The sequence below is a fragment of the Kocuria varians genome (assembly GCF_006539885.1).
In the GTDB taxonomy this organism is placed as follows: domain Bacteria; phylum Actinomycetota; class Actinomycetes; order Actinomycetales; family Micrococcaceae; genus Kocuria; species Kocuria varians.
In genome coordinates this window covers 12,795-27,800 of the sequence record NZ_BJNW01000027.1, presented here as the reverse complement: position 1 = coordinate 27,800, position 15,006 = coordinate 12,795, and the positions used below count along the sequence as shown (strand labels likewise).

Annotated in this window: 14 protein-coding genes and 1 riboswitch; of the genes, 4 read left to right on the top strand and 10 right to left on the bottom strand. The window is 71.0% G+C overall.

All coding sequences use genetic code 11. The annotated features are described in order from the left end of the window. The first annotated feature begins 249 nt into the window (after positions 1-249). From KVA01_RS11960 to KVA01_RS11945, 4 genes are all read left to right on the top strand, one after another. Positions 250-2,235 carry a BCCT family transporter gene (locus KVA01_RS11960; RefSeq protein WP_068469281.1) on the top strand — a complete coding sequence of 662 codons (1,986 nt, stop codon included), beginning with the start codon at positions 250-252 and terminating at the stop codon, positions 2,233-2,235. 121 nt (positions 2,236-2,356) lie between these two features. Beyond that, positions 2,357-2,848 (top strand): low molecular weight protein-tyrosine-phosphatase, encoded by a 492-nt coding sequence (locus KVA01_RS11955; RefSeq protein WP_068469279.1) that lies wholly within the window; start codon positions 2,357-2,359, stop codon positions 2,846-2,848. Next, complete coding sequence (locus KVA01_RS11950) at positions 2,845-3,471, top strand: uridine kinase family protein (RefSeq protein ID WP_068469277.1); 627 nt, start codon at positions 2,845-2,847, stop codon at positions 3,469-3,471. The genes KVA01_RS11955 and KVA01_RS11950 overlap by 4 nt, the downstream gene beginning before the upstream one ends. Next, positions 3,468-4,382 (top strand): aminotransferase class IV, encoded by a 915-nt coding sequence (locus KVA01_RS11945; RefSeq protein ID WP_068469275.1) that lies wholly within the window; start codon positions 3,468-3,470, stop codon positions 4,380-4,382. The genes KVA01_RS11950 and KVA01_RS11945 overlap by 4 nt, the downstream gene beginning before the upstream one ends. Positions 4,383-4,391: 9 nt before the next feature. Here KVA01_RS11945 and KVA01_RS11940 read toward each other — a convergent pair whose 3' ends face one another. From KVA01_RS11940 to KVA01_RS11895, 10 genes are all read right to left on the bottom strand, one after another. Further along, complete coding sequence (locus tag KVA01_RS11940; RefSeq protein WP_068469273.1) at positions 4,392-5,195, bottom strand: energy-coupling factor transporter transmembrane component T family protein; 804 nt, start codon at positions 5,193-5,195, stop codon at positions 4,392-4,394. Further along, entirely contained in the window at positions 5,192-6,862 is a 1,671-nt protein-coding gene (locus KVA01_RS11935; RefSeq protein ID WP_082810335.1) for an ABC transporter ATP-binding protein, read from the bottom strand. The genes KVA01_RS11940 and KVA01_RS11935 overlap by 4 nt, the downstream gene beginning before the upstream one ends. Beyond that, complete coding sequence (locus tag KVA01_RS11930) at positions 6,859-7,488, bottom strand: ECF transporter S component (RefSeq protein ID WP_068469271.1); 630 nt, start codon at positions 7,486-7,488, stop codon at positions 6,859-6,861. Before KVA01_RS11930 ends, KVA01_RS11935 begins: the two co-directional genes overlap by 4 nt. Positions 7,489-7,545: 57 nt before the next feature. Then, positions 7,546-7,652, bottom strand: a riboswitch (TPP riboswitch). 96 nt (positions 7,653-7,748) lie between these two features. Beyond that, positions 7,749-8,024 (bottom strand): DUF4235 domain-containing protein, encoded by a 276-nt coding sequence (locus KVA01_RS11925; RefSeq protein WP_068469269.1) that lies wholly within the window; start codon positions 8,022-8,024, stop codon positions 7,749-7,751. Between the two features lie 128 nt (positions 8,025-8,152). After that, positions 8,153-8,518: a monovalent cation/H(+) antiporter subunit G gene (gene mnhG / locus KVA01_RS11920; RefSeq protein ID WP_068469267.1), complete on the bottom strand. Its 366-nt coding sequence runs from the start codon at positions 8,516-8,518 to the stop codon at positions 8,153-8,155. After that, positions 8,515-8,778 (bottom strand): MrpF/PhaF family protein, encoded by a 264-nt coding sequence (locus KVA01_RS11915; protein WP_068469321.1) that lies wholly within the window; start codon positions 8,776-8,778, stop codon positions 8,515-8,517. The genes mnhG and KVA01_RS11915 overlap by 4 nt, the downstream gene beginning before the upstream one ends. 5 nt (positions 8,779-8,783) lie before the next feature. Beyond that, positions 8,784-9,428, bottom strand: coding sequence for a Na+/H+ antiporter subunit E (locus KVA01_RS11910; RefSeq protein WP_068469265.1), 645 nt, complete (start codon positions 9,426-9,428; stop codon positions 8,784-8,786). Next, positions 9,425-11,062, bottom strand: a complete 1,638-nt coding sequence (locus KVA01_RS11905; protein ID WP_068469263.1) for a Na+/H+ antiporter subunit D — start codon at positions 11,060-11,062, stop codon at positions 9,425-9,427. The genes KVA01_RS11910 and KVA01_RS11905 overlap by 4 nt, the downstream gene beginning before the upstream one ends. Then, positions 11,052-11,582, bottom strand: a complete 531-nt coding sequence (locus KVA01_RS11900; protein WP_141270465.1) for a Na(+)/H(+) antiporter subunit C — start codon at positions 11,580-11,582, stop codon at positions 11,052-11,054. Before KVA01_RS11900 ends, KVA01_RS11905 begins: the two co-directional genes overlap by 11 nt. Further along, positions 11,579-14,734: a Na+/H+ antiporter subunit A gene (locus tag KVA01_RS11895; RefSeq protein ID WP_068469258.1), complete on the bottom strand. Its 3,156-nt coding sequence runs from the start codon at positions 14,732-14,734 to the stop codon at positions 11,579-11,581. Before KVA01_RS11895 ends, KVA01_RS11900 begins: the two co-directional genes overlap by 4 nt. Positions 14,735-15,006: the final 272 nt, after the last annotated feature.

The window sequence follows — 15,006 nt, the reverse complement described above, 5'->3', positions numbered from 1 at the left end:
AGTTTACACGCGCGGTCACCCCTGTCAATAGAGTTGAGCAAGTTCGACTCAACTTTTTTGCTCCACGCCGTGAGGGCTCGTTACCCGGCGGTTTAGCCTCAGCACGGTCCCGCGTTACACTGGGGGGTTTGTGCGCCCTGGGCGAAATTCACGTGTCCCACGTGGCGCGATCCACCAGCACCGATCCGGGAGAACTGCAACGCCTCCACACGTCCCCGATCTCACACCGCCACAGTCAGGAGAACTGTCTTGAGCACCCCACCCCATTCCTCCGACCGACAACCGTCGGGCGCGACCACCACCGGCTCCCCCGAGCACCACACGCGCAGCCGCCCCCGCAAGATCATCGACGAGATCACCTACCCCCACGGCATCCACCCCGCGCTGGTCCCTGGCGTGGGCGTGGAGGACCGCAAGGTGAAGTTCGGCACGGACAAGGCGGTCTTCGTGATCACCGCGATCCTGGTGGTGGGGTTCATCGCGTGGGGCGTGCTCGGCACGCAGAGCCTGTCGACCGTGTCGTCCACCGCCCTCTCGTGGGTCACCGCCAACACCGGCTGGTTCTTCATCCTGCTCTCCACGGCGGCCGTGATCTACATGATCTTCATCGGCTTCACCCGCACGGGCCGGATCAAGCTGGGCCGTGACGACGAGGAGCCCGAGTACTCCTTCTTCTCCTGGCTCGCGATGCTCTTCGCAGCCGGCATGGGCATCGGCCTGGTCTTCTACGGCTCCTTCGAGCCCATGAGCTACTTCGAGGGCGGCATCCCCGGCTTCGCGAAGGACGCCGATCCGGGCAGCGACTCCATGGTCGTCTACGCCCTCGTGCAGTCCGCCTTCCACTGGGCCCTGAACCCCTGGGCCATCTACGCGGTCGTGGGCGTCTCCGTGGCCTACGGCGCCTACCGTCGCGGCCGTGCGCCGCTGATCTCGCGCGTCTTCACCGCCCTGCTCGGCCACAAGCGCGTGGACGGCACCCTGGGCAAGCTGATCGACGTCTTCGCGATCTTCGCGACCCTCTTCGGCACCGCCGCGTCCCTGGGCATGGGAGCCATGCAGATCGGCTCCGGCATCTCGATCGTGGGCGGCATGGACAAGCTCAGCAACAACGCCCTGATCATCATCATCGCGCTGCTGTCCGTGTGCTTCATCGTCTCCGCGGTCTCGGGCGTCTCCCGGGGCATCCGCTACCTCTCGAACATCAACCTGTCGCTCGCTTTCGTGCTGGCGCTGTTCGTGTTCTTCGTGGGTCCCACGGTCTTCCTGCTGACCCTGATCCCGTCCACGTTCTCCACGTACGTCTTCGAGTACCTCTTCATGACCGGCCAGTCCGCCGCGTGGGGTCCTGACAGCGCCGAGTTCTCCAACACGTGGACCGTGTACTACTGGGCCTGGTGGCTGTCCTGGTCCCCGTTCGTGGGCATGTTCATCGCCAAGATCTCTCGCGGGCGCACCATCCGCCAGTTCGTGACCGTGGTCCTCGTGGTGCCGGCGTCCGTGTGCATCCTGTGGTTCATCGTCTTCGGCGGCTCCACCATGTTCTTCTCCAAGAACGGTGCGGACCTCTCCGTGGAGAACGGCTCCGAGTCCATGCTGTTCGGCCTCTTCGACCAGCTCCCGCTCACCGCGGTCACCTCGGTGCTCGCCATGGTCGTGATCGGCATCTTCTTCGTGACGAGCGCGGACTCCGCGTCCGTGGTGATGGGCACCATGACCCAGCGCGGGCGCCCGGACCCCAGCAAGTGGATCGTGATCTTCTGGGGTGCGTGCCTCGCGGGCATTGCCATCGTGATGCTACTCGTGGGCGGCGACAACGCCCTGGCCGGCATGCAGAACCTGGTCATCGTCTCCGCGCTGCCCTTCGCGGTGATCCTGGCGCTGATGATGGTCGCGCTCTACCGCGACCTGCGCAGCGACCCGGCCACCCTGCGGACCCGCTTCGCGCTGTCCGCGGTGGAGAAGGCCGTGGCCACGGGTCTCGCCGAGCACGGTGACAACTTCGCGCTGCACGTGGAGCACGCCGAGGGCCACCGTGCGGCGGGCGACGAGTTCGACTCGCACGATCCGGCGATCACCGAGTGGTACCGCCAGACGGACGAGAACGGCGACGAGACCGACTTCGAGTACAAGTCCCAGTGGGTTTCCTCCGCCGTGGACGACATCGTCGCCGACACCCCCGAGGGGGAGGCACCGTGGGACCAGACGACTCCCACGAACGCCAACACCAAGGAGTAGCCGCACCGGGCGGCCTGCCCGCCCGAGCGGTTCCCTGAAGGGGCGCGCGTCCACGGACGTGCGCCCCTTCGTCATCCCCGCACGGGCCCGCCGGACGCGGATTTTTCGTACAGTGGAGACCATGGTCAACGTCGTCACGGTCTGCACGGGCAACATCTGCCGCTCTCCCATGGCCGAGGCCCTGCTGCGCTCGGAGCTCGAGCGCGCGGGGCTCGCCGGCAGCGTGGCGGTCGGGTCTGCGGGGGTGAGCGACGAGGAGCACGGCAACCCCGTGGACCCGCGCGCCCGCGAGGTCCTGGAACGCCACGGGCTCGCCCTGCCGGAGCACAGTGCGCACCGGATCACGGACGAGGAGCTCGCGGACGCCGACCTGCTGCTCGCCATGACCGCCTCCCACCGCGACCAGCTGCGGCGCCAGCTGCCCGCCGAGCGCGCGTCCGCCGTGCGCCTGATGCGCAGCTTCGACCCCGCCACCGAGCACGCGGACGGGGACCTGGACATCGCGGACCCCTGGTACGGGGGGGCCGAGGACTTCGACACCGCGTGGCAGCAGATCGAGGCCGCCACGCCGGGCGTCGTCGCCTGGCTGCGGGAGCGGGTCGAGGCCCCGTGATCGCCCCGGACGAGGGCTTCCAGGACGACGAGATCGCGCAGTTCCCGGAGGGCGTCAACCTCGCACGGCTGCTGCCGCCGGTGAGCCGCCGGCCGTTCGTCGTTGGCATCGACGGCCGCTCCGGGGCGGGCAAGACCACGCTCACGGACCAGCTGGCCAGCGTGCTGCAGCGTTCGCACGACGTCGTCGTCTTCCGGCTCGAGGACCTCTACCCCGGGTGGGGCGGGCTCGCCGACGGCATGGCCGAGTACCGCACGCGCGTCCTGGAGCCGCTGCGGCGCGGCGAGGACGCCCACTGGACCGCGTGGGACTGGCTGACCAGCGAACCCGGAACGCCCCGGCTCACCCGCACCGCGGAGATCGTCCTCGTGGAGGGCGTGGGTGCGTGCCACCGCGAGGCCCGCGACCTGCTCGACACCTCCGTGTGGGTGGAGCTGCCCACCTCGCAGCGCAAGCAGCGCGCGCTCGCGCGGGACGGCGCCACCTACGAGCAGCACTGGGACGAGTGGGCCGCCCAGGAGGAGGACTACCTGGCCGAGGACCCCGTGTGGGAGGCCGCGGACATCATCCACCCCGGCCCCACTCCCCCGGCACCGGCCACGCAGGAGCGGGACGGGTCGTGACACCCACCGCGAGCTCCGCCGTGGTGCTCTCCCCCGTGACCGGGACCCCGCGGCTCGTGGATCCCCTCGCACCGCACGTGGGTCTGGAGGACCAGGGCCTCACGCGCGGGGACGGCGTCTTCGAGACACTGCACGTGCTGGACGGGGACCCCTACAAGTTCGACGCCCACCACGCCCGGCTGTGCGCCTCCGCCCGCACCTCGGGTCTCCCGGCGCCGTCGGCTCAGCTGTGCCGCGAGGCCCTGGCCCTGGGTCTCGACGCCGCTCCGCCGGGTTCCCGGGACCCTTTCCGCGACCTCGGAGCCGAGCACTCCGTCAAGCTCAGCGTGAGCCGCGGTGTGCCGGGCGGGCAGCCGTGGGCGTGGCTCACGGTGGCCCCCGTGCCGGAGCAGACGTTCGCCGCGCGCCGGGGCGGCGTGTCGGTGCTGCTGCTCGAGCGCGGCCACGACCCCGCGGAGGACTCGGACCTGCCGTGGCTGCTGCCCGGTGTGAAGACGCTGTCCTACGCCGTCAACATGGCCGCGGTGCGCCACGCGCGTTCCCACGGCGCGCAGGACGCCATCTTCACGACCTCCACGGACCACAGGATCCTCGAGGGCGCCACGTCCTCGGTGGTCTGCGCGCGCACCGCGGCGGACGCCCCGCCCACGCTGCTCACACCGGAGCCCTCGCGCGGGATCCTGCCGGGCACCTCGCAGGCACGGATCTTCGACGCCGCCCGCCGCCACGGCTGGGCCGTGGACTACGGGCCCCTCTACCCGCAGGACCTGCTGACGGCGAGCGCCGTGTGGCTCACCTCCTCCGTGCGCCTTGCCGTGCCGGTGACCGCCGTGGACGGGCGGCCCGTCCCCACTGACCCGGCGCTCACACGGTCCCTGACGGACTTCCTGCTGGGCCGGGACTCGGCGTAGTCACCAGCGTCACTGCCAGATGAAGCGGTGCGTTCCCAGCCACAGCGAGAGCCCCAGGGACCCGAGGGCGATGATCCCCACCGCGGTGCCGAGGAGCAGGTCCACGCGGCCGTAGTGCAGGGTGCGTGCCCAGGTGCGAGGGCCGGCCCCGAAGCCGCGGGCCTCCATGGTCATCGCGAGCCGGGTGGCCCGGCGCAGCGACTGCACGAGCAGGGTGAACGACTGCCCCCCGAACTCCTTCACCACGCCCCACGGTCCGCGGGAGACACCGGCCCCGCGCGCACGACGGGCGGCGGCCAGGATGCCCCACTCGGTGATCATGACCTCCACGAGCCGCAGCGCCGCGAGCGCGGAGAGCACGAAGCGCGCGGGCAGCCTGAGCGTCTGGGCCAGGCCGTCCGCGAGGTCGGTGGGATCGGTGGTCAGCAGCACGGTGATCCCGGGCAGCGCGATGGCCAGCCCGCGCAGCGCGATCGCCCCGCCGGCGGCCAGGGATCCCGAGGTCACGGTGATCCACCCGACGTGCAGCAGCACGGGCCCCCTGGCGTCCGAGAGCATGACCGTGCCCCAGCCGCTGATCACCGCGGCCACGAGCACGGGCCACAGCCTCGCGAGCAGCCGGAGGGGCCCCATGCCCACGCCCGCGAGCAGCAGCAGCTGCCCCAGGAAGGCGACACCGCTGGTCACGGGGTCCGCGCTGATGACGACCACCAACGTGATGAGCAGCGCGCCGAGCAGCTTCACGACCGGGTTGGCCCGGGAGAGCGGCCCGCTGCGGGGGCCGAAGACGACCGGTGCGGCGGTGGTGCTCATGCGCCCATCCTCAGTTCCTCGGCCCCGAGAGCCGCCATCAGCTCGCGGTCGTGCGTCACGGCCACCACGGCGGTCCCCCGGTCCAGCTCCTCCACGAGCAGGTCCACGAGTTCCTTCCAGGTCCGGGAGTCCTGGCCGAACGTGGGTTCGTCCAGGATCACGACGCCGGGTGCCGCCGCGAGCACGGTGGCCACGGACAGCCGCCGCTTCTGCCCGCCGGAGAGCGTGAACGGGTTGGCGTCCGCGAGGTCCTCGAGCCGTAGCCGCCGCAGCAGGTCGTCCACGCGGGCGGCGTCGTCCTCCGCCGTGCGCCCCGGCCCGGCCGGGTCACCGGAACGGCCAGTGCGCAGCCGCAGCTGCTCGGGGCCGAACTCCAGCTCCTCGCGCACGGTTGAGCGCAGGAACTGGTGCTCGGGGTGCTGGAAGACGGTGCCCACGCGGGAGATCAGCTCGTCGCCGTCCCACAGGGCGGGGTCCGGCGGGGCACCCGCGGCGAGCGCGTCCGCGGCGCGCACCGTGCCCCGCAGGGGCACCAGCAGCCCGGCCAGGGTCAGGGCCAGCGTGGACTTGCCGGCGCCGTTCGGACCGGTGACGGCCAGGGCGCGGCCGGCGCGGACGTCCACCGTGATCCCCTCGGCCGCGACCGGCGGCTCGAAGCCGGGGAAACCGCCCTCGTGCGCTTCGCCGCGCCGCCACGCCCTGCGCGCACGACGCCGCTGCCGCGCGATCGCACGACGCGGGGGCTGGACACGGGAGACCGCGAGGTCCCGGGCGGAGAGCACCACGTCACCGCCGGGGGCCTCCGGGGTCTCCAGCGCAGCGGGCACGCGGGTGCTCGGCACCCAGTCCGGCACCCACGTGCCCTGCTCCTGCAGCACCGACCGGGCCTCGGCCAGGGTGCGCCGGGTGGGACCGTCGAACGCCACGCGACCCTGCTCGTCCAGCACGATCACGCGGTCCACCACCCCCTCCCACAGCGCCACCCGGTGCTCCACGACCACCAGGGTGATGCCGTCCTCGCGCACCACCTGGGAGACCGCGCGGCACAGCTCCTCCGCGCCCTCGTGGTCCACGCTGGCCGTGGGCTCGTCCAGCAGCAGCAGCCGCGGGCGCATGGCCATCACGCCGGCCAGCGCTAGGCGCTGCTTCTGCCCGCCGGACAGGGCCGTGGTGGGGTGGGCCAGCGGCAGCCGCAGCCCCACCCGCTCCAGGGCCTTGTCCACACGGGGCCAGATCTGCTCGGGCGGCACGGCCAGGTTCTCGAGACCGAAGGCGACGTCGTCGCCGATCCGCGAGAGCACCACCTGCGTCTCCGGGTCCTGGTGCATGAACCCCACCGCGCCCCGGCTCTCGCGCGGGTCCGCGCCGTCCACCGCCAGCTCGCCGCTGCGGGACTCGCCGTCCGGGTCCTGCTCGACCCCCGCCAGGGCCTGCAGCAGGGTGGATTTCCCGGCGCCGGAGGGACCCAGCAGCAGCACGCGCTCACCGGGCGTGATGCGTGCGCTGACGTCGCTGAGGCTCGGCCGCTGCCGCCCGGGGTAGTACCACCCGAAGTGCTCGAGCGTGACGTCCGCGCCCCGGGGGGCCGCGCCCCCGGGAACCGCGCCCTCCGGAACCGTTCCCCCGGGACCGGCGCCGGCGGCGTCGTCGTGCTGCCCTGCGCTCATCGACGGCGCGCGGCGCCGGAGGCGAGGGCCCCGAGCACGCCGGTGGCCTGCAGCGCGCGGACCACGAGCCACACCACGGCACCGGCGATCACGGCACCGGACAGCGTGGTGAACACGGCGTAGACGATCTTCTGGTCCGTGGCCCACTCGTAGTTGTAGAGGATGTTCTCGCTCACGGCCAGGAAGAGCCCGGACATGGCGCCACCCGCCACGGCCGTGCCCAGACCGAACCTGCGGTAGCGGGTGGCCAGGAACACGAGCTCCACGCCCAGGCCCTGGATCACGCCGGAGAGCACCACGAGCCAGCCTGCGTGCGTGCCCAGGAACATCTCCAGCACCGCGGCGAGCAGCTCGCAGAAGATCGCGGCACCGGGCTTGCGGATGATCAGGGCGCCCAGGGTGCCCGCCACGAGCCAGCCGCCCACGATCAGCCCGCTCGCCGGCGGGTAGGCCACGGCGGCCGCGGAGACCGCCGGGGCCAGCAGGTTCGACCACATCCAGAACACCACCGCGCACACGGCCCCGAGCACCGAGGCGACCACGATGTCCACCACGCGCCATGAGTACCGCGTGGGCGTGCGACCCCGCGGCGTGCGGGCGGGTGGGGTGCTGACCTGCTGCGTCATCAGAATCCTCCTGAAGATCCCAGGAGGGGAGGGGTCCCGGCCACGGTCGTGGACGGGTCCCTGAGATGCTCGACTCCCTAGCGCCGGTATGAACCGGATCAGGTTCGAGGGTCTGCGTTCACACGCACTCTCAGCGCCGCTGCGGCGCTCCCCTGTCGTTGGAACCAAAGTCTAGACCACGGGACGACCGACGGCCGGGTATGTGTCGTACCCGGCCGTCGGCGCGCAGTCCTGCGGGCGCGGGGCCCGCAGGACAGGGATCAGATCTCGGACTGCGAGGAGGACGCGGAGTCCTTCTGCTTGTCGGACTTGAGCTTGGCGACCTGGCGCGAGATGCCCACCTTGATGACGGTGCCCACCACGCCGGTGATCATGGCCCACAGCATGATGTCCCGCCAGGCCTCGTCCTCATCCGGGTTCTTGGCGGGGGGCTCGTTGCCCGTGACCTGCTTCCAGACCGCGGAGAGGCCCTTGTTGGCCAGCGCCACGCCGCCCAGGGACGCCACGGTGCCGAGGATGTCCATCGCCTTGTTCATGAAGTGCTCCTTCTCCTGAGAGTGCCGCCCGCGCTGTGTGGCCGACGGCGTCCTGCTTCCTCCCCCAGCATACGAACCTCCGCGCGTGCTCGGCGCGCGCGGGACCCGCGCGGACGGGAATTATGTCCTCAGCGTGATTCCTCGCGCCCGGCCCGGGCCACGACGTCGCGCAGCTCGTCCTCCACGAGGTTCTCCTCGTGCAGGTGCTTGGAACGGTAGGCGGCGCGGCCCACCATGTGCGCGGAGACCGGCGCGGTGAGCAGCTGGAAGACCCACGCGAGCACCAGCAGGGGGATCATCCGGGGCTTGCCGCTCTCGATTCCCACCGCCGTGAGCATCAGCAGCAGCCCCAAGACCTGCGGCTTCGTGCCCGCGTGCATGCGCGAGAGCAGGTCCGGGAAGCGCACGAGGCCGATCGCCGCGGCCAGGGACATCAGGGAGCCCACCACGAGGCACAGCAGCGCGAAGACGTCCAGGACGGTGTGCCAGCTCATGAGCGGTCCAGCCCCACGTTGCGCGCGACCGTCACCGAGCCCAGGAACCCCACCAGGGACAGGATCACGAGCAGGATGATGTTGTTGGTGTGGTGGTTGTAGACCATGTCCACGGCCAGGCACGCGCCCACGATGGCGAGCAGCACGTCCGAGGCGATCACGCGGTCCAGCAGGGACGGCCCCTTCGCGAGGCGGTAGATGGTGCCCGCGGCGGCCAGGGCCAGGATGGCCCCGCAGACCCACACGGCGACGTCGAACATGCTCATCAGCGATCCTCCCCGTGGCCGTTGCCGGCCTCGTCCATCTCCTGCGCGGGCGACTCCAGCGCCCCGGTGGCCTCCGTGCGGTCCGGGTCCCCGCGCACCGGCAGCAGCTCGAGGTCCTCCCGTGTTCCCATGATCCGGATCCAGGCCGCCTCGATGTCCAGAGCGGAACGGCGGAACGCCTCCGCCTGCTCCCGCGTGGCGATGTCCAGCACGTGGAAGTAGAGGATCCCGTTGCCGCGGTCCACCTCGACCACCAGGGACCCGGGGATCAGGGCCATCGTGTGCCCCACCGCGGTCATCAGCAGGTCGTTGTTCTGCCGCAGCGGCACCCGCAGCACGGCGTTGCGCACCCGCGGGCCCTGCGTCACGGCCACGCGAAACACGTGCACGCTGGCCTTGGCGACCTGCCACACGAACGAGACCACGAACAGGGCGAAGTGCACCACGTTGAACCGCCCGGACAGCCGCACCGGCGGCAGGGTCAGCAGGCGGGTGACGAGCAGCGCGAGGATCAGCCCGAAGACCAGGTTCCCTGGGCTCCAGTCCCCCCACAGGGCACCCCAGACCACCACGAGCCACAGGATCAGGGGCAGCTCCGCGCGCAGGGAGTTGCGCGAACGGCGTCGCACGGCGGACGTGCTCATCGGTCCTCCTCGCCGGTGCCCGGCTGTTCCTGGGGGTGCAGCACGGCATGCACGTAGCGGTCCGGGTGCACCAGGTTCTCCGCCGCGTTCTCCGCGAGGTCGAACAGCGGCCCGGCGAAGACCGTGAGCGCCACGCCCACCGCCACGAGTGCCGTGGTCGCCCCCACCATGGTGCGCGGCAGCAGCACCACGGGAGAGCGCCCGGAGAAGCGGCTGCCGGATCGCCTGGCCACGGGACGGGACGTCCGGGGGCGCCGGCCCTCACGGGTCCTGGCCCGCAGCACGGGGTCCGGGTACTCGGCGTCGTCCACGCTGCGCAGGAACACACGGTTCCACACGCGCACCAGGGCCATCAGCGTGAGCAGCGAGACGAACACGGACACGCCCACCAGCAGGTAGCTCAGCCACGTGCCCGTGCTCACGCCCGCCTCGATCAGCCCCACCTTGCCCAGGAAGCCGGAGAACGGCGGAATACCGCCCAGGTTCAGGGCCGGGATCATGTAGAGCACGCCGAGCAGCGGGGAGATCTTGAGCATGCCCGCAAGGCGGTCCACGTTGGTGGAGCCGCCGCGGCGCTCGATCAGCCCGGCCACCAGGAAGAGGCTCGTCTGGATCACGATGTGGTGGGCGATGTAGTAGACCACGGCCGCGAGCGCGGCCTGCGTGCCCAGTGCGATGCCAAAGATCATGTAGCCGATGTGGCTGATCAGCGTGAACGAGAGCATGCGCTTGATGTCGATCTGCGCCAGCGCACCCAGGATGCCCACCAGCATGGTCAGCAGCGCGACCCACATCAGCAGGTCGTTGATCTGCGTGCCGGGGAAGAGCAGCGTCTCCGTGCGGATGATCGAGTAGACGCCCACCTTGGTCAGCAGCCCGGCGAACACCGCGGTGACCGGGGCCGACGCCGTGGGGTAGGAGTCGGGCAGCCAGAAGGAGAGCGGAAAGATCGCCGCCTTGACCCCGAACGCGATCAGCAGCATCAGGTGCAGCTGCATCTGCGTTCCCACGGGCAGGTCCGCGAGCTTGCCGGAGAGGTCCGCCATGTTCACGGTGCCCGTGGCCCCGTAGATCATGCCCAGGGAGATCAGGAAGAGGATCGAGGAGATCACCGAGACCACCACGTACGTAATGCCCGCCCGGATGCGCTGCGCGGTGCCGCCCATGGTGAGCAGCACGTAGGAGGCCGTCAGCAGGATCTCGAAGCCCACGTAGAGGTTGAACAGGTCCCCCGCGAGGAACGCGTTGGACACGCCCGCCACCAGGATCAGGAACGTGGGGTAGAAGATCGAGATGGGGCCCTCGTCGTCGCCCCCGGCCACGCCCTCGCTCACCGCGTAGACGAGCACCGCGAGGGAGACGACCACCGAGACCACCAGCATCAGCGCCGAGAGCTGGTCCACGACCATCACGATCCCGAACGGTGCCGCCCAGCCGCCCAGGTGCACCACCTGGGGGCCCCGGTCCCACACGTCCACGAGGATGACCGCGTTGAGGACCAGGGTCAGGGCCATCGCCCCCACCGTCACCGCGCGCTGCAGAGCGTTGCGGTGGACGATCAGGAAGTCCATGGCCGCCCCCAGGAAGGGGATCAGGACGGCCAGCGGTGCGAGCTGCGCCGGATCAATGCTCATGCGGGTGCCGCTCCTTCCCGTCCGAGGGCTTCTCGAGCCTGTGGTGACCGGGCGATTCCGCGGCCTCCTCCTCGTTGTGCCGTGCGGGGGCGAAGCGCGGGTCCGCCTGGTTGAACTCGGACGTGTCCTGGGGCATGGCGTCGTCGTCCTCGGCGTCGTACGAGGACTGCTGCGCCACGCGGCGGTCCTCGAGGTCGTCCTGGATCTCGTCCCGGCGGGCCAGGATCCAGGAGCGCCAGATCATGCTCAGGATGAAGGCCGTGGTGGCCAGGGAGATCACGATGGAGGTCAGCACGAGCGCCTGCGGCAGCGGGTCCGAGTAGTCCTCGGCGGCCACCCCGGACTCGTGGAGCGGCGCCCGGCCCGGCAGACCGCTCGTGTGCAGGATCAGCAGGTTCGCACCGTTGGTCAGCAGCATGAGCCCGAGCAGCACCCGGGTGAGCGAGCGCTCCAGCAGGAGGTAGACCCCCACGGAGAACAGGACCCCCATGACCACCAGCAGCGTCACGTTCACGGTCATGGCCGCACCTCCGAGGTCTCGTCCCCGCGCACCACGGAGCCCTCCGGAGCATCGGCGTCCGCCGAGGCGTCCGGGGCCCGGGGCGCGTCCGGGTCACCGGTGCCGTCCGCCTCGTCCACGCGCGTGGCGGAGACGGAGGGGCCGCTGCGCGTGAGGCGGATCCTGGACCCGCGGCCCGCGCGCTTCTTCTCGGATTCCATGGCGGAGCGCTCGATCCTCTCGTCGATGCGCCCACCGAGGGAACGCAGGATGTCCAGCACCAGGCCCACCACGATCAGGTACACGCCGATGTCGAAGATGGTGGCCGTGACGAACTTAACGTGCCCGAAGACCCACATGTCCCACTGCCACGTGTAGCTCTGCATGATGGACCCGCCGAAGAACACCGGCACGATCGCGTAGAGCGAGGAGATGGCCAGGCCCGCGCCGAGCATCCACCCGGCGTTGACCGGGGTGGCCCGCTCGAGCTCGAAGCGCCCGCCGGCGAGGTAGCGCAGCGTGAGCGCCAGGGACGCCATCAGACCGCCCGCGAAGCCGCCGCCGGGCAGGTTGTGCCCGGCGATCAGCAGGTAGACGGACACGATCATGAAGGTGTGGAACAGCAGCCGCGCGACGACCTCGAAGATGATCGAGCGACGCTCCGGGGCCAGGGCCCGCCCGGCGAGCAGGAACGGGTCCGCGTCCGGGCGCGCGGAGAACCGGCGCGCCACCTCGAGCTGCTGCGTGTCCGCGTGGGGCGAGTGGGCGGCGGCGTCCGCACCTCGGATGGCCTTCAGCTCGTCCGCGTCCAGCTGGTGCCGCTCGCTGCGCAGCCGGTCCCCGCGGCCCTTGACGAAAATCAGGGACGCTATGCCCGTGGCGGCCACCGTGAGCACGGTGATCTCTCCCATGGTGTCCCACGCGCGGATGTCCACGAGGATCACGTTCACCACGTTGGCGCCGTCGCCGAGCTTGTAGGCCATCTCCGGCAGGTCCAGGGAGATCCGGGCGGCACCGCGGGAGGAGATCGAGAACATGGCCAGGGCCATCATGAACACCCCGAAGACCACGGCGAAGACCGCCCGGAACACACGGTGCCCCGCGGGCTTGCGGTTCCACAGCGGGCCCGGCAGGGAGCGCAGGGCCAGCACGAACGCCACGAGGGAGATCGTCTCCACGAGCGTCTGGGTGAGGGCGAGGTCCGGTGCGCCGTGCAGCGCGAAGATCAGCGCGAGGCCGTAGCCGGTGACCGAGACGAGCAGCACCGCGAGGAAGCGCTTGCGGGCGGTCAGCACGAGCAGCGCCGCCACGACCATGGCCACGCCCGTGACGAGCTGCGCCGGGGTGTCCCCGTAGCGGAACCCTGCCAGCGGCGGGGTCTCGTACCAGAACAGCGCGATCAGCGGCACCACGATGGCCGTGACCAGGATGACGGAGAGGTAGAACATCAGCGAACCGCGCTGCGTGCGACCGGTCAGCCAGACGGCCACCAGGTCCAGCACGTTGATGATCTTGCGGTAGACGAAGTCGCCGGAGGGCAGCCGGGGGATGCGGTCCTGCAGCGCGGCCACGGGGCGGCGGCCCACGTACAGCAGGGCACCGGCGGCAATGATGAGCGCGGACAGGCCCAGCGCCGGGGTGAGTCCGTGCCACAGCTCCAGGTGCACATGGGACTGCGCGGCCCCCGGGAAGAGCTCCTGGTACGGGGTGATCGCGGCCTCGAGCGGGGCGGGCCACAGGCCGAGCACCACGGTGACCAGGGCCAGCACGGCCGGGGCGGCGAGGAAGTCCCAGCGCACCGGCGTGAACCGGCCGATCACCGACTGCCCGTCCGCGGCGGCGTCGAGCTGCGAGAACTCCGCCGGCTTGCGGGCGAAGCCGCCCCACACGAAGCGGGCGCTGTACGCGAAGGTCAGGATCGAGCCGAGCACCACGCACACGAGGGCGACGACGGCGAGCGGGCCGGGCAGCTGGTCCACGAACGCCGTGAGGACGGCCTCCTTGCCCACGAAGCCGAGCAGCGGCGGCACGCCCGCCATCGAGGCGGCACCGATCACCGCGACCACGAACAGCTTGGGGGCCCGCCCGCCCACTCCCGAGAGCTTGCGGATGTCGCGTGTGCCGGCCTGGTGGTCGATGATCCCCACCGTGAGGAACAGGGTGGCCTTGAACAAGGCGTGCGCCACGACCATGCCGAGCCCGGCCATGGCGGTGTCCGCGGTGCCGAAGCCCACGACGGCGGTGATGAACCCGAGCTGGCTCACGGTGCCGTAGGCCAGGATCAGCTTGAGGTCGAACTGGCGCAGCGCCACCCACCCGCCGAAAATCATCGTGCCCAGGCCCAGCGTCAGGGTGATGAGCAGCCACCACGCGGTGTCCGCGAAGCCCGGTGCGAGCCGCGCGACCAGGTAGATGCCGGCCTTGACCATGGCCGCGGCGTGCAGGTACGCGGAGACCGGCGTGGGCGCGGCCATGGCCGCGGGCAGCCAGAAGTGCGTGGGGAACAGCGCGGACTTGGAGACGGCCCCGGCCAGCACGAGGGCGAGCGCGACGTCGACGGCGGGCGAGCCCAGCAGCCCGGGGGCCGCCGCCAGCACCCCGGAGATCCGCATGGTCCCCGCGGCGTGCCCGAGCATCAGCAGGCCCACGAGCATCGCGAGCCCACCGGCGGTGGTGATGATCAGGGCCTGCAGGGCCGCACGGCGCGCGGCGAGCTTGGTGCGCGAGTAGGAGATCAGCAGGAAGGAGAGCACCGAGGTGATCTCCCAGAAGATGAACAGGACCATGAGGTCGTCAGCGGTGACGAGACCGAACATGGCGCCGGCGAACGCGACCAGCTGGGCGGCGAACGAGCCGATGTTCTGCGCGTCCGCCTTGAAGTAGCGGGCGCAGTAGGCCAGGACGAGCGCCCCCACGCCCAGGACAAGCAGCGACATCATGTACGCCAGCGCGTCCATGCGGAAGCTCAGCGTGATCCCGAGCTGCGGGATCCACTCGAGCGAGGCGGTCCAGCCGGCAGGGTCCGCGTAGGTGCGGGACGTGGTGGTCAGCAGCCACACGAAGCTCGCGAAGGGCACGAGGGCCACGAGGTAGAAACCGGAGCGTCCGGCGCGCTTGACGACCGCGGGTGCGCACAGGGCGGCGAGCCCGTGGACCAGCAACACCGCGATCATGTGACCTCACCTTTCGGGCCTCACCAGGTTGACGGGAACCCTCGGACGGCACGGCGTCACCCGGGGCATGAGGCGGAAGTTTGCGTGGCCCATCGTAACAACAATGATTGTTGACACGTCCCCACCAGTTGCGCCGCGGCCTCCCCGGGCGAGCGGGAACGCCCGCCCGCAGCACCCCGGGGATCGGCAGGCCGCGGCCCCCGCTGATCCACCCGCCGCCGTCACGGCTCCACGCCGAGCGACCGTTGCGGCGCAGGGCCGCCGCCTGCCCT